Below are 13,463 nucleotides of genomic sequence, written 5' to 3'. Positions count from 1 at the left end.
GGGTCGCACTCTGATTTGAGGCCTTCGCGTCGGATTGCAACTTTTCCGGGATCTGGCATACTAGATATTATGAACCACGTACCGCCGCACATTCCCTTTGACGAACTGGCGTTTCCGGTCGAAGAGACCGCCAGCGCAGAGGTCGAGGCATGGCAGCGCAAGAAGATCGAGGCCGGCCTCAAGGACGCCGACGAAGGGCGATTTGCTTCTCACGAGACGGTAAAAGCGGTCATCCGCAAATTCGTTTCGAATGGATGAGGTTCGCTGGACGCAAACTGCGGCTCAGGATCTCGACGACATAGGCTCGTATATCGCCGAGGACAGCCCACGCTCGGCCGAGACAATCGTGCGAAGACTGGTGGAAGCTGCAGCTTTCCTGGCCTATCATCCGGAAATCGGACGGCGGGGTCGGGTCGCCAAGACGCGCGAACTCGTTGTCGCAGGCACGCCGTACATCATCGTCTACCGCGTGCAGGCGACCATCGAAATCCTTACGATCCTCCACACAGCACGGAAATGGCCGGACCGTCTCGATTGAGCCGCAGGCACCCAACCGTGCCACGCGGATAGCGGGCCCTCAGGCACTAATCAAGTAACCCGTCAGCCCCGGGCCGGCATCAACACGCAATCATAGCGGTTCTTGACCAGCTGGTCGCAGGCCGAGCGGGCCTCCGTCTTGCTGGCAAAGCCGGTGAAGCGGGCGCGGTAGAAGGTCGAGCCGTCGCGGGTGACGGCTTCGGTATAGGTGTCGCGATCGGCGAGCGCCCCGCCGATCTTGGCCTTGGCGTCGGCAAGCAGATCCATTGCCAGTTCGGCACTGGAGGCGGCAGCGATCTGGATCTGCCAGCCGCGGGCCTTGGCGGTTGCAGCCGCGGGCTGTGCGAGCGGAATTTCCGCCTGAGGGTTCAGCGGCGCCACATCGCTGGCGACGGCAGCGGCAGCCACCTCGACCGGCTGGGCATAGGCCGTGCCAAGCGTCGACGCAGCGACCGGGCTCGCGCTCGCCAGGCCGATCACGGCAGCAACCGCATCCTGGCGCGGGGCGGGAACCGGCACATTGTCGCCGAGGCGGGCCAGATCCATGCCGACGCGGGTCGAGTTGCTGGCCAGCAGTTGCGTTCCGCCCGATGCCCTGGCGATATTGCCGGCGATCAGCTTTTCCATGATCTTGTCGCGGCTCGCGGCTGAACGGCCGCCCATGACCACGCCGATCACCCGGCGGTTGCCGTCCCGGACGGCGCTGACGAGATTGAAGCCGGACGCATTGGTATAGCCGGTCTTGATGCCGTCCATGCCCTTGTAGCGGTACATCAGGTTGTTATGGCCGTTGATGGTGCGGCCGCGGAAGGCGAAGCTCTTGGTGTTGAACAGCTTGTATTCTTCGGGAAAGTCGCGCAGCAGCGCGATACCGAGGGTCGACATGTCACGCGCCGTGGTGATCTGGCGGGCATCGGGAAGGCCCGAGGCGTTGACGAAGGTCGTCTTGGCCATGCCGAGCGCGCGCGCCTTGCGCGTCATCTCGGCGGCAAAGGCGCTTTCGCTGCCGCCGAGCTTTTCCGCCAAGGCGGCCGCGGCGTCATTGGCCGACTGCACGATCAGGCCGAGAACCGCTTCCTTGACGGTGATGGCATCGCCCGCCTTGACCCGAAGCTTGGTCGGGGGACGAGATGCGGCATATTTCGAGAAGGGCACCCGGCTGTCCCAGGATAGTTCGCCGCGGCGAATTGCCTCGAAGGTCATGTACAGCGTCATCATTTTCGTCAGCGAGGCCGGATGATTGAGACTGTCGGGATTTTCCGAGGCGAGAACCTCGCCGGTGCGGGCATCGAGGAGAAGTTGGGCGCTTCCGGCGGATGCAGTGGTCGAAAACGAGGCGACCGTCAGCAAAAACGAAAGCGCGATCAACAACTTCTGCATAATTCCTCCAAAAGGCGGCGGGCTTGAACGAAGGCCCCGGACGGTCGGCGCGAATGGCGATGGCGCTTGCTAGTACAAGAATGGGGCGACAATCGTGCAAGCCTGAAGGCGATCCACAAGAGTTAACCGAAAGTTTTACGATATAAGTAAACGAAAGGTTGATAGCGGGTGACCATATCGCGGGGCTTGCGTGGGAAAGCCGCCACGACGGATAAAGCAAGGTTTAACCGGCATGTGCAAGTCTGGGTGGCGAAAATCGTGTCGGGCACCAGAAGCCGACGGGGCGGGAGAATGGAAAGACGATGAAGGCCACCCTCAAGGGCCTCGTGCGCACCGCTGCGATCACCGGCGGGCTCGAGGTATCCCACCTTATCAGTCGCCTGGGCGCCTTCAGCGCGGCGCGAGGCCTCGGCGCCGTCTTCACCCTGCATCATGTGCGGCCCTACTCGCCGCGGCCGTTCGCAGCCAATGGTCATCTGGAGGTCACGCCGGACTTTCTCGACGCGGCGATCCGACGGCTAAAGGCCGAGGGCTATCGCTTCCTGGCGCTCGACGACTTGCTTGCCATGCCGAGAAACGAGGCAGACGGAAGGCCCTTTGCCGTCTTCACCCTCGACGACGGTTATCGCGACAATGCCGAACATGCCCTGCCCGTGTTCGAGCGCCACGGCGTGCCGTTCACGGTGTTCGTCACCAAGGGCTTTTCGGAGCGCAGCCACACGATGTGGTGGGAAACCGCCGAGGCATTGCTGAACGCAACCGAAAAATTCACCATCGAGACCGACAGCGGACCGATTACCCACAAGGTCGAGACCCTCGCCGCCAAGCGGGCAGTCTTTGGCGAGCTCTCGCAGGCCATCTGCGGGCCCCAGGAAAGCCTGGCGATTACCCGGCTCGATTCAGCCGCGCGAAGCGTCGGGATCGACCCGGCCGCGATCGTGGCGAATCTGGTGATGACGGCCGAAGAGCTTCAGGCTCTGGCGCGCCACCCGCTGGCCCATCTCGGCGCCCACACGATCAGTCACCGGGCACTGGATTTTCTCGGGGATGCGGAACTGCTGAGCGAACTTTCCGGCAGTGCCGACTACGTCGAGGCGCTCGTCGGCCAGCGGCCGAGGAGCCTGGCCTATCCCTATGGCGATCAGCGCAGCGCCACCCGACGTGTCGCCACGCTTGCCGCCAGGGCCGGCTTTACGCTGGCCGTGACCACCCGGGCTTCGACCATCGACAAAGACACGCTGGCCGAGCCCCTGCTCCTGCCGCGCATATCGCTCAACGGCCTGTACCAGAAGCCGCGCTACGTCGCCGCGCTCGCCTCCGGCATCCCCTTCCGCCTGACCGGCTGATCGGCTGACCGTCCGCGCCGCAGGTGGACCGGGGGACGGTCGCAGGTTCACCGCTCAGGGATACATCCGCACCTTGTGCCACGGCGCATCCGGCGTTTCGCGACGGAATTCGATGCGGTCGTGCAGGCGAAACTTGCGGTCGTGCCAGAACTCGATCGAGGTGGGCTTGATGCGGAAGCCTGACCAGTGAGGCGGACGAGGGACATTGCCGAGCGCGTAGCGAGCGGTGTATTCTGCGACCGCCTTTTCCAGCGCAAAGCGGCCTTCGAGCGGGCGCGACTGCTTGGAGGCCCAGGCACCGATGCGGCTGCCGAGCGGGCGGGACTGGTAATAGGCGTCAGCCTCTTCGTCCGACACGACTTCGACCTCGCCGCGCAAACGCACCTGGCGGCGCAGCGATTTCCAGTGAAAGCACATGGCCGCCTTTTTCTGGCCGAGAATTTCCTGTCCCTTCTGGCTCTCGAAATTCGTGTAGAAGACAAATCCCCGGTTGTCGAAATCCTTGAGCAGAACCATCCGCACGTTCGGCAAGCCGTTTTCGTCGACGGTGGCCACCGCGACGGCGTTCGGATCGTTGAGCTCCGAGGCCTCGGCATCCTTCAGCCAGGAGCCGAAAAGTGCGAAGGGTTCGCTTTCCTCGGTGAAGTCACCGCTTGTTAACCCAGTTTCTGACATATTGATTCAATGGCTCCCGAACTTCATCATCATTGCCCAGGGGCGAAGCACCGGACAGGACGTCTGTTGAGAGACATAGCAAAGTCGAACGAGCGCAAAAAGAGCGCGCCTCTGGGTAAGCGCGGAATACTCGTCGTTCTCGCCGCGACGCTGCCGCTTTACGGTTGCTTTGGCGGCGGCATGGACCTGTTCGGCGCCGATGTCGACCGTTCGATTTCCACCAGCACCATCTCGACGAAGAAGACCGAGGAAGGTCGCTCCGACGAACTGACGGTACAGAACGCCGTGTCTTCCGCCGATCTCTCGCGGACCGGCAGCCCGCTTCCCTGGGCCAATGCATCGACCGGCAGCGCCGGCGTGGTCACTGCGATCAATGAAAAGAAGACCGATGGCGTGGTCTGCCGCGACTTCTCGACCACCCGCCACTCCTATGAAGGCATCGCCTATTTCTCCGGCAAGACCTGCACGGCGGGCTCCGGTCAGTGGCAATTGATGAGCTTCGACCGCAAGCCGTGATCCGGCTCCTTCGGCCCGGGCTTGGCGTACCGGACAGGCACAGTCCGGCCCCCGGCCCGCAGTGCGGGCGTAACCACTGATTAGCAACTTCTTGCCATACTCCCCGGCATATAAAACCGCACCGCCGGAACAAAGGCGTGTCGGTACCTGTTTTCTTGCCGGCGCATCGGCTTTTGGGGCTGTGATGCGCGGTCCATTGTCAATTGGTGGCCTAGATGCGCGATTTCTATTCAGTGCTCGGCGTAAAGCGCGATGCGGGAGCCGAGGAGATCAAGTCCGCCTGGCGGATGAAGGCGAAAAGCGTGCATCCCGACCAGAATCGCGACGACCCCGACGCCAATCGCCGCTTCACCGAGGTCGGCCGCGCCTATGAGGTGCTGAAGGATCCGGAAAAGCGCACCCGTTACGACCAGCAACGCGACAAGGTCGAGGCGCTTGCGCGCGAGCAGACGATCATGCAGCAGCGGCAAAATGCCCGCGAGGCGGCCGAGAAGGCCAAGGTCGCCAAGGCCAATGCCGAGCGCATCCTCGCCGAACTTGCCCGCGCCGAAGCGGAAAAGGCCAAGGCCGACAAACTGGCCCAGGCCCAAGCCCAATCTCAGGCACAGGCACCACAGGCCGCGCAAGCGAGGTCGGAAAAGTCCCAGCCCAACGCGACACAGGCTCAAGCCCAGCCTCAACCCCAATTTCAGGCCCAGCCTCAAGCCCAGGCCCAGGGCAAGCCCCATGTCGCCGGGGAGAGCCCCGAAGACCTGGTCTCGCGCATCTTCGGCGACACGCCCGAGGCGGCGGCAGCGGCGGAGACGCTGAAACGAGAGGTGGAGGCGGAAGCCGAGCGCGCCGACGGTGGCGAACCGTCCGGCACCGTCAAGCCAGCATCGATCCTGGCACCGATCGAGTTGTTGAGCTCGCTCGTCCGGCGGATCCGCGGCGTCCAGCCGCCGCCGGAAAAGGCGCCCGACCTGGTGGTCGAGGCAACCGTCACGATCGACGACCTCCTGGCTCAGAAGCCCGTCCCGATCACGCTGTCCGATGGCCGCGAACTGCGCGTTCCGCTCGAAGGCGGCGTCACCCAGGGCCATATGGTGCGGCTGAAGGGCCAAGGCCTGAAGCTGCCGGGCATGGGCCGCGGCGACGTGGCGGTCACCCTGCGGGTGGCGAAGGACGAGAAATTCACGGTCGACGGCTATGACCTGAAGACCGCCCTGCCGATCACGCTGGAGAATGCGGTGCTCGGCTGCGACGCCAAGGTCGACACGCCGAACGGCCCTCTCGACATTTCGGTTCCGGCCTGGTCGAGTTCGGACCAGGTGATCCGGATCGACGACCTCGGCCTGCCGAACGACGAGGGCGGACGCGGCGCGCTGGTCGTCGAACTGCGCGTCATGCTGTGGGAAAAGCCCGACGACAAGGTCACGGATTTGATGCGCGTCATGCGCGAAGGCCTGTTTTTGTGAAGTATTTGTAACGACCACACCCTTTGTTACGCTGCCTTACAGTTGATGATCCGGTCCAATCTTGAACCGTGATGCGGGCTATGCCATAGGCAGGTTCAACTGAAAGTCTCAAGGAAGCAGAACATGGTTCAAGGTTCCGGCCTCATGGCAGGCAAGCGCGGCATCATCATGGGCGTCGCAAACAATCGCTCGATCGCATGGGGTATCGCCAAGGCCTGTCATGAACAGGGAGCCGAAATTGCCTTCACCTGGCAGGGCGAAGCGCTGAAGAAGCGCGTCGAACCGCTGGCCCAGGAACTCGATGCCTTCATGGCGGGCGACTGCGACGTCACCAATCTGGACAGCATCGACGCGGTCTTCAAGAATCTCGAGGACAAGTGGGGCAAGATCGACTTCGTCGTGCACGCCATCGCCTTTTCCGACAAGGACGAACTGACCGGCCGCTATATCGAGACGACGCGCGACAACTTTGCCCGGACGATGGACATTTCGGTCTACTCGTTCACCGCTGTCGCGGCACGCGCCGAGAAGATCATGAACGACGGCGGCTCGATCATCACGCTCACCTATTACGGCGCCGAGAAGGTCATGCCGCACTATAACGTCATGGGCGTCGCCAAGGCCGCGCTCGAGGCTTCGGTGCGTTACCTCGCCGTCGACATGGGCGGCCGCGGCATTCGCGTCAACGCCATCTCGGCCGGCCCGATCAAGACGCTGGCCGCTTCCGGCATCGGCGACTTCCGCTACATCCTGAAGTGGAACGAGTACAACTCGCCGCTGAAGCGCAACGTGACGACGGACGAAGTCGGACGCTCGGGCATGTATCTCCTGTCCGACCTGTCGACCGGCGTGACCGGCGAGGTCCACCATGTCGATTCCGGCTATCACACCGTCGGCATGAAGGCCGTGGATGCGCCGGATATCAGCGTCGCCAAGGAATAGTTCTCTCGCTCGAGGTCGCATGCCGTGCTCATCTATCTGATCCGTCACGGCCAGACCGACTGGAACGCCGAGGGCCGGCTGCAAGGGCAGAAGGACATCGGCCTCAACGAGAACGGGCGACGCCAGGCGACCGAAAACGGTGTCCGCCTGGCGGAGGAACTCGGCGACGGCGCTGCCGCCTTCGACTATGTCGCCTCGCCTCTCGGCCGGACCCGCGAGACCATGGAGCGCGTGCGCGCCGCCATGGGTCTCGATCCTCTGGCCTACCGCACCGACACCCGGCTGGTCGAGCTGTCCTTCGGCGATTGGGAGGGATCGACAATCCCGGAACTGCAGCGTGTCATGCCTGAGCGGGTCGAGGCCAGAGCGCGGCATAAATGGGACTTCATCCCGCCGGGCGAGCAGGCCGAGAGCTACGAGATCCTGTCATGGCGGGTCGGGGCCTGGTTGAAGTCGGTGGATCGGCCGACCGTCTGCGTCAGCCATGGCGGCATCGTCCGCAGCGTGTTTCGCATTGTCGGCGGCTGGAGCGGCAACAAGGCCTGCGACATGAACGTGCCGCAGGACCGTGTGCTCAAGATCGACCGCGACGGCGGGCTGATCGGCTGGCTCTGACGAGCCCTTGAACCCTTACCCTACTGGACGATTTCCAGATCATCGACGACGCGTTTGCCGTCGACCTCGGTGTAGAACACGATGACTTTCACGCCGCTTTCGAGCCCGTCGAAATTGAACTCCTCCGGCAGCGAATAGGTTTTCCCGTCATCGAGCATCAGGCTCAGGCCGTCGACATTGACCGCCTTGATGGTCGCCTCGACATCGTCGCTGCCCGCCAGCACGCTGAGCGGCGAGAGAAAGCTCGCTGTCGCCAGAAGCACTGCAATCATCATACGCATGCGGGTTACCTTTGCCATTCTCGACGGATTGAGCTTGAGTGTCAAAATAGGCCTCCAGAATGTGGCAAAAATTGCCCGCAATAGTGACTTTTTCGGTGCGATTGATGAACGGAAAAACGCCGCCGTTCAAGCAGGCGAAACGGATATCGCAGGCTTTACACCACTTTTAGTGCGAGTTTCGCCAGCCGCGCGCAATGAACCGCCGATCCACCTTTGACGCGAATGTATTGGCACGCCGACACTACTGCTGGATTCAATTCTATATTAACCGCCGCCCTTTAGGCTTGCCTCACAAACCTGGGGAATATCCTGACTTGAGAGTTTTCAATCGAAACCGGCACCGCGACGGAGGCCAGACGCCGGGCGCGGGCGTGTTCCTCATCGGCCTTGTCATCGTCGGCCTGACGATCGTCATCGCCGGGTTGGTCCTCGACCTGCGCAGCAGCGTCGCCGCCGGCCTCGCCATGATCATTCCGCTGCTTTTCAGCCTCTATCTGCTGCGCGAACGCAATCGCAACATCGTCAAGCTGGAGGGCCGCGAGGAGAAGCTGCTCGACCTTTCACGTCGCTTCAACCTCGCCATGGAGACGGCCAATATCGGGATATGGGAAGTCTCCGAAGCCGAGGACATCTTGTCCTGGGATGCGCGCGCCGCCGCGCTGCACGGCTTTGAGGCCAGCGAAGGCCGCGATCGCCTTGCCCACTGGTACAAGGTCATCCATTCCGACGATGTTCAGGCTATCGAGGCGGCCTTCTTCGACAGGCTGCATGGCGGCTCGACCGCCAGCTGGGACATCACCTACCGTATTACGCTGCCGGACGGCACGACGAGGCACCTGCGATCTGTCGGCGCCCATTCGAGCGGCAACCCCGACACCCGGCGATTGACCGGCATCGTCTGGGATGTCACCAATGACACGCTGTTTACCCAGGCGCTGCGTGCGGCGAAGGCGACAAGCGATATCAAGAATGCCGAGCTGGAACTGGCGCTCGACGAGCTTTCCAGCCGCGAGCACGAGCTTTCCGAACTCTCCCACAAGCTCGACCTGGCGCTCGCCTCCTATAATTGCGGCATATGGGAAGGCGATCCGGTGACGACCACCGCCTATTGGGACGAGCGGATGCACCAGTTGTACAATGTGCCGTTCAGCGATCAGCCGGTGACCCGCCAGCAATGGCTCTCGGCCCTTCATCCCGACGACCGGCAGGAGATCCTGCTCGCGACCAACCGGGCAACGAGCTTCGGCACCACCGTCAACACCATCCAGCGCGTGCTGCTGCCCAACAACGAATTGCGCTATGTCCGCTCCGTCGGTCAGGTGCATGTCGGCCGGGACGGCAAGAAGAAGATCATCGGCATCGCCTTCGACGTGACCGCGGATGCACTTTTGGCCGAACAGCTGCGCTCCGCCAAGGCGGAGGCCGACAGCCGCAATCTCGAGCTGGAACTGGCCAAGAACCGGATCGAGTTCAATGCGCTCCACGATCCGCTGACATCGCTCGCCAATCGCCGCAAGCTCGACATCGAACTCGACGAGCTCAGCCAGGCGGGCCAGGGTCATCGCGTCAAGTTCACCATTCTCCATCTCGACCTCGACCGCTTCAAGGAGATCAACGACACGCTCGGCCATGCCGCGGGCGACGCCATGCTGGTCCACACCGCCAGGGTGCTTTCCCGCACCGTACCGCGCGGCGATCTCGTGGCGCGCATCGGCGGCGACGAATTCGTCATCCTGGCGCGCCGGGCGACGTCGGGCCAGGAGATCGCGCAACTGTGCGAGCGGATCATCGAGGAGATGAGCAAGCCGATCGATTTCGAGGGCTTTTCCTGTCGCTGCGGCATTTCGATCGGCATCGCGCAAGCCGCCGGCATCGCGCCCGACGCCCGCCGCGTTCTGGTCAATGCCGACATCGCGCTCTACCAGGCCAAGGAAAAGGGGCGAAACTGCTTCGAATTCTTCACCCCCGACCTGCAGGCCAATATCGTTTCCAAGAAGCGCATGGCCGACGAGATCCTGACCGGCCTCGAGCGCGACGAATTCACCGTCTGGTACCAGCCGCAACTGGAAGCCGCGACGATGCAGCTCTCCGGCGCCGAGGCCTTGGTGCGGTGGAACCATCCCGACAAGGGCGTGCTGGCCTCCGGCCATTTCCTCAAGGTCGCCGAGGAACTGAACATCATGGCCAGGATCGACCAGCTGGTGCTGGAAAAGGCGCTCTGCGACCAGATGCGCTGGACGGCGCTCGGCGTGAAGGTGCCGCGCATCTCGGTCAACGTCTCGTCGAAGCGCCTGCACGATTCCACCCTGGTCGAGCAATTGCACGGCCTTGCCATTTCGCCCGGCACTGTCTGCTTTGAACTGGTGGAATCGATCTTCCTCGACGAGAGCGACGACATCGTCACCGAGAACATCGAGAAGATCAAAGCGCTCGGCATCGACATCGAGATCGACGATTTCGGCACCGGCCATACCTCGATCGTCAGCCTCTTGCGGCTGAAGCCCAAGCGGCTGAAGATCGACCGCCAGCTGGTCATGCCGATCGTCAACGCGCCGCAGGAACGCGCCCTGGTGCGCTCGATCATCGAGATCGCCCGCTCGCTCGGCGTAGAGACCGTGGCCGAAGGCGTCGAGAGCCTCGACCATGCCGGCCTGCTGCGCCAGCTCGGCTGCGACTTCCTGCAGGGCTATGCCTTCGCCAAGCCCCTGCCCTTCGACGAGTTCAGCCGCTTCACCAAGGGTTTCCCGCAGCGCAAGGCGTCGTGAAACGACGACAGATCCCGAACGCAGCGTTTCCAAGAAAGGCTTGTCGCGCTCGGGCCTTTTCCACTATGAGTGAGCCCCAACAAAAGCCGCGGCGGCATGGTGAGATCCCAGTGCCGCCCGAACACCGGTGCATATGCCATGTCGCACAATACCTTCGGTCACCTGTTCCGCGTCACCACCTGGGGCGAAAGCCACGGGCCGGCGCTTGGCGCGGTGGTCGACGGCTGCCCGCCCGGCATCCGTTTCACCCTCGACGACTTGCAGTCCTTCCTCGACAAGCGCAAGCCCGGCCAGTCGCGCTTCGTGACGCAGCGGCGTGAGGAGGACCTGGTCAAGGTGCTCTCCGGCGTCATGCCGCAGGACGACGGCTCGATGATTTCGACCGGCACGCCGATCTCGCTCTTGATCGAGAACACCGACCAGCGCTCCAAGGACTATGGCGACATTTCCAAGCGCTACCGGCCGGGCCATGCCGACTACACCTATGACGTCAAATACGGCATTCGCGACTATCGCGGCGGCGGCCGCTCCTCGGCGCGCGAAACGGCGGCCCGGGTTGCCGCAGGCGCGCTTGCCCGCCTTGTCGTGCCCGGCGTCACCATTCGCGGCGCGCTGGTGCAGATCGGCAAACACAAGATCAACCGGACCAACTGGGACTGGGCCCAGGTGAGCGAAAACCCGTTTTTCGCCCCCGATCCGGAAATCGTGCCCGTCTGGGAGGCCTATCTCGACGAGATCCGCAAGGCCGGCTCCTCGGTCGGCGCGGTGATCGAGGTGGTCGCGGAGGGCGTGCCCGCCGGCATCGGCGCACCGGTCTACGCCAAGCTTGACCAGGACATTGCCAGCCTGCTGATGTCGATCAATGCGGTCAAGGGCGTCGAGATCGGCAACGGCTTCGGCGCGGCCGAGATCACCGGCGAGGAGAATGCCGACGAGATGCGCATCGGGCCGGACGGCGAGCCGATGTTCCTCTCCAACCACGCCGGCGGCATTCTCGGCGGGATTTCAACCGGCGAACCGATCGTGGCGCGCTTCGCCATCAAGCCGACCTCGTCGATCCTCACCGAACGGCGCTCGATCGACGCCGACATGAACGAGGTCGACGTGCGCACCAAGGGCCGCCACGACCCCTGCGTCGGGATCCGGGCGGTTCCTGTCGGCGAGGCGATGCTCGCCTGCGCCATTGCCGATCATTATTTGCGAGACCGCGGCCAGACCGGCCGACTGAAGTGACGAGGACTTTCCCATGAGCTATGACCAGAGCCGCGTCGTCGACGCCATCCGCGCCTTCGAGGCCGGCGAGATCGTCGTCGTCACCGATGACGACGACCGCGAGAACGAGGGCGACCTGATCGTCGCCGCCGTGCATTGCACCGCCGAGAAGATGGCCTTCATCGTGCGCCATACCTCGGGCATCGTCTGCGCCCCCATGCCGAAGGAGGAGGCCAAGCGCCTCAACCTCAACGCCATGGTCGCGGAAAACGACAGCGCCCACACCACCGCCTTCACCGTCACCGTCGATTTCAAGCACGGCACGACGACCGGGATTTCCGCCGAGGACCGCACGCTGACGGTCCGCAATCTCGCCAACCCGAATGTCGGCCCGGCCGATTTCGTCCGTCCCGGCCACATCTTCCCGCTGGTCGCCCGCGAGGGCGGCGTTCTCATGCGCTCCGGCCATACCGAAGCCGCCGTCGATCTCTGCAAGCTCGCCGGCCTGCCGCCGGTCGGCGTGATCGGCGAACTGGTCAACGACAACGGCACGGTCAAGCACGGGCCGGAGGTCTTTGCCTTCGCCGAGGAGCATGGCCTCAAGCGCGTCTCGGTCGCCGACCTCATCGCCTATCGCCAGCGCAAGGAAACCTTGATCCAGCTCGCCTCGAGCTTCAGCATCGAGACCCCCTACGGTCCGGCCAAGGCGCATGCCTATTCCCTGCCCTGGGACCCGATGCAGCATCTCGCCGTCGTCTTCGGCGACATCCGCGACGGCGTCGACATTCCGGTGCGCCTGCATCTGGAACATGTCGGCAAGGACGTGTTCGGCAAGGACCGCCAGATCGACGAGATCATGAAGAAGATCGCCGCCAAGGGCCGCGGCGTCATCGTCTACCTGCGCGAAGGCTCGGTCGGCGTCGGCGTCTCGACCACGGCGCGCGCCGGCATTCACGAACGCGAGGCGCACGAACAGGCCCAGGCCCGCGACAGCGAATGGTTGGAAATCGGCCTTGGCGCGCAGATCCTCAAAGACCTCGGCGTCAGCTCGATCCGGCTCTTCGCCTCGCGCGAACGGCATTATGTCGGGCTGGAGGGTTTTGGTATCCGGATCAGCGCGACGGAGATTGTTTGAGGGGCGAGGCCGGAGCGCTCGCAGCTACAGGTAGCGAGCAGCACCTTCGCTCAGCGTTTCCGCAGAACCCCGTACGCACGTGGTTAGGTCTCCAACGAGCTTGCGGCGGACCGCTTGAATGCTTCAGCCAGCCCCTGTGTGATTGCCGCCATGGTCGCCTCGGTTACAGCGGGGTATTCTTCTATCTCACAGGCTGCCATCGGGTTTTCACAAGCCGGCTTCGGATCTTCCATTGCCAACCGATGCGCGGCACCGTGAAGATCATCGGCAAAAATGCATGATCTTTGATGGTCACTGCGGCCCCGGAATTTCATCAAGGCTGCATCACTCAACTCAGTCCGACTGCCATCGCGAAATCTTCAGATACGCCCTAGAGAATAAACGGTTGACTGCCAGCTCCACTCGTGGGGTACTCTGCAAACAGAATCTATATTCTGAATATGCGGAAAGGCTTATCCCGTTCGCACAGGTGTTAACCACATCTAGCTCTCACGCATGACGTGTCTCCCCTGCTCGGCTATACGGGCAGGATGAGCGAAAGCCTGTTTCCAACCCGTTGGGCCGAGGATCGGCCGCCATCGCTGGAGAAGTTCACCTCGGAC

General features: G+C 63.2%; 14 protein-coding genes. 11 read left to right on the top strand and 3 right to left on the bottom strand.

Annotated elements, in window-relative coordinates:
* The first annotated feature begins 69 nt into the window (after nt 1-69).
* Complete coding sequence (locus DYZ14_RS21170; RefSeq protein WP_154722538.1) at nt 70-258, top strand: hypothetical protein; 189 nt, start codon at nt 70-72, stop codon at nt 256-258.
* Nucleotides 251-538 carry a type II toxin-antitoxin system RelE/ParE family toxin gene (locus DYZ14_RS21165; RefSeq protein ID WP_154722537.1) on the top strand — a complete coding sequence of 96 codons (288 nt, stop codon included), beginning with the start codon at nt 251-253 and terminating at the stop codon, nt 536-538. Before DYZ14_RS21170 ends, DYZ14_RS21165 begins: the two co-directional genes overlap by 8 nt.
* 62 nt (nt 539-600) lie before the next feature.
* Here DYZ14_RS21165 and DYZ14_RS21160 read toward each other — a convergent pair whose 3' ends face one another.
* Nucleotides 601-1,917: a D-alanyl-D-alanine carboxypeptidase gene (locus DYZ14_RS21160; RefSeq protein WP_154722536.1), complete on the bottom strand. Its 1,317-nt coding sequence runs from the start codon at nt 1,915-1,917 to the stop codon at nt 601-603.
* A 302-nt stretch (nt 1,918-2,219) separates the two neighbouring features.
* Between DYZ14_RS21160 and DYZ14_RS21155 the strand changes: the two genes are divergently transcribed.
* Nucleotides 2,220-3,263 carry a polysaccharide deacetylase family protein gene (locus tag DYZ14_RS21155; RefSeq protein ID WP_154722535.1) on the top strand — a complete coding sequence of 348 codons (1,044 nt, stop codon included), beginning with the start codon at nt 2,220-2,222 and terminating at the stop codon, nt 3,261-3,263.
* 54 nt (nt 3,264-3,317) lie between these two features.
* On the opposite strand, the gene pdxH is transcribed toward DYZ14_RS21155, so the two are convergent.
* Nucleotides 3,318-3,938 carry a pyridoxamine 5'-phosphate oxidase gene (gene pdxH, locus DYZ14_RS21150; protein WP_154722534.1) on the bottom strand — a complete coding sequence of 207 codons (621 nt, stop codon included), beginning with the start codon at nt 3,936-3,938 and terminating at the stop codon, nt 3,318-3,320.
* A gap of 66 nt (nt 3,939-4,004) precedes the next feature.
* Between pdxH and DYZ14_RS21145 the strand changes: the two genes are divergently transcribed.
* The 4 genes from DYZ14_RS21145 to DYZ14_RS21130 all read left to right on the top strand — a co-directional run bounded on the left by DYZ14_RS21145 (nt 4,005) and on the right by DYZ14_RS21130 (nt 7,468).
* Nucleotides 4,005-4,454, top strand: coding sequence for an RT0821/Lpp0805 family surface protein (locus DYZ14_RS21145; RefSeq protein WP_269749463.1), 450 nt, complete (start codon nt 4,005-4,007; stop codon nt 4,452-4,454).
* Nucleotides 4,455-4,669: 215 nt separating this feature from the next.
* Entirely contained in the window at nt 4,670-5,911 is a 1,242-nt protein-coding gene (locus DYZ14_RS21140) for a DnaJ C-terminal domain-containing protein (protein WP_154722532.1), read from the top strand.
* 123 nt (nt 5,912-6,034) lie between these two features.
* A complete protein-coding gene (gene fabI / locus DYZ14_RS21135; protein ID WP_154722531.1) occupies nt 6,035-6,853 on the top strand; it encodes an enoyl-ACP reductase FabI in 819 nt (272 codons plus the stop codon).
* Nucleotides 6,854-6,877: 24 nt separating this feature from the next.
* A complete protein-coding gene (locus DYZ14_RS21130) occupies nt 6,878-7,468 on the top strand; it encodes a histidine phosphatase family protein (RefSeq protein WP_154722530.1) in 591 nt (196 codons plus the stop codon).
* A 20-nt stretch (nt 7,469-7,488) separates the two neighbouring features.
* On the opposite strand, the gene DYZ14_RS21125 is transcribed toward DYZ14_RS21130, so the two are convergent.
* Entirely contained in the window at nt 7,489-7,749 is a 261-nt protein-coding gene (locus DYZ14_RS21125) for a DUF1344 domain-containing protein (protein WP_115671203.1), read from the bottom strand.
* A gap of 34 nt (nt 7,750-7,783) precedes the next feature.
* On the opposite strand from DYZ14_RS21125, the gene DYZ14_RS21120 reads away from it, so the two are divergent.
* From DYZ14_RS21120 to ribB, 4 genes are all read left to right on the top strand, one after another.
* Nucleotides 7,784-7,966 carry a hypothetical protein gene (locus tag DYZ14_RS21120; RefSeq protein WP_195950069.1) on the top strand — a complete coding sequence of 61 codons (183 nt, stop codon included), beginning with the start codon at nt 7,784-7,786 and terminating at the stop codon, nt 7,964-7,966.
* 97 nt (nt 7,967-8,063) lie between these two features.
* Nucleotides 8,064-10,514: a sensor domain-containing protein gene (locus DYZ14_RS21115; protein ID WP_232365623.1), complete on the top strand. Its 2,451-nt coding sequence runs from the start codon at nt 8,064-8,066 to the stop codon at nt 10,512-10,514.
* 138 nt (nt 10,515-10,652) lie between these two features.
* A complete protein-coding gene (aroC, locus tag DYZ14_RS21110) occupies nt 10,653-11,747 on the top strand; it encodes a chorismate synthase (RefSeq protein ID WP_154722527.1) in 1,095 nt (364 codons plus the stop codon).
* Nucleotides 11,748-11,760: 13 nt separating this feature from the next.
* Entirely contained in the window at nt 11,761-12,861 is a 1,101-nt protein-coding gene (gene ribB / locus DYZ14_RS21105) for a 3,4-dihydroxy-2-butanone-4-phosphate synthase (protein ID WP_154722526.1), read from the top strand.
* Nucleotides 12,862-13,463 lie beyond the last annotated feature (602 nt).

Origin of the sequence: Ciceribacter sp. T2.26MG-112.2 (genome assembly GCF_900492205.1) — a bacterium.
In the GTDB taxonomy this organism is placed as follows: domain Bacteria; phylum Pseudomonadota; class Alphaproteobacteria; order Rhizobiales; family Rhizobiaceae; genus Allorhizobium; species Allorhizobium naphthalenivorans_A.
This window is presented reverse-complemented; position numbering and strand designations above follow the sequence as displayed.

What these genes read in the sequence shown, in the direction of transcription:
- DYZ14_RS21170 (WP_154722538.1), top strand. Translation starts at nt 70, where the DNA reads ATGAACCACGTACCGCCGCACATTCCCTTTGACGAACTGGCGTTTCCG.
- DYZ14_RS21165 (WP_154722537.1), top strand. Translation starts at nt 251, where the DNA reads ATGGATGAGGTTCGCTGGACGCAAACTGCGGCTCAGGATCTCGACGAC.
- DYZ14_RS21160 (WP_154722536.1), bottom strand. Translation starts at nt 1,917, where the DNA reads ATGCAGAAGTTGTTGATCGCGCTTTCGTTTTTGCTGACGGTCGCCTCG.
- DYZ14_RS21155 (WP_154722535.1), top strand. Translation starts at nt 2,220, where the DNA reads ATGAAGGCCACCCTCAAGGGCCTCGTGCGCACCGCTGCGATCACCGGC.
- pdxH (WP_154722534.1), bottom strand. Translation starts at nt 3,938, where the DNA reads ATGTCAGAAACTGGGTTAACAAGCGGTGACTTCACCGAGGAAAGCGAA.
- DYZ14_RS21140 (WP_154722532.1), top strand. Translation starts at nt 4,670, where the DNA reads ATGCGCGATTTCTATTCAGTGCTCGGCGTAAAGCGCGATGCGGGAGCC.
- fabI (WP_154722531.1), top strand. Translation starts at nt 6,035, where the DNA reads ATGGTTCAAGGTTCCGGCCTCATGGCAGGCAAGCGCGGCATCATCATG.
- DYZ14_RS21125 (WP_115671203.1), bottom strand. Translation starts at nt 7,749, where the DNA reads ATGCGTATGATGATTGCAGTGCTTCTGGCGACAGCGAGCTTTCTCTCG.
- aroC (WP_154722527.1), top strand. Translation starts at nt 10,653, where the DNA reads ATGTCGCACAATACCTTCGGTCACCTGTTCCGCGTCACCACCTGGGGC.
- ribB (WP_154722526.1), top strand. Translation starts at nt 11,761, where the DNA reads ATGAGCTATGACCAGAGCCGCGTCGTCGACGCCATCCGCGCCTTCGAG.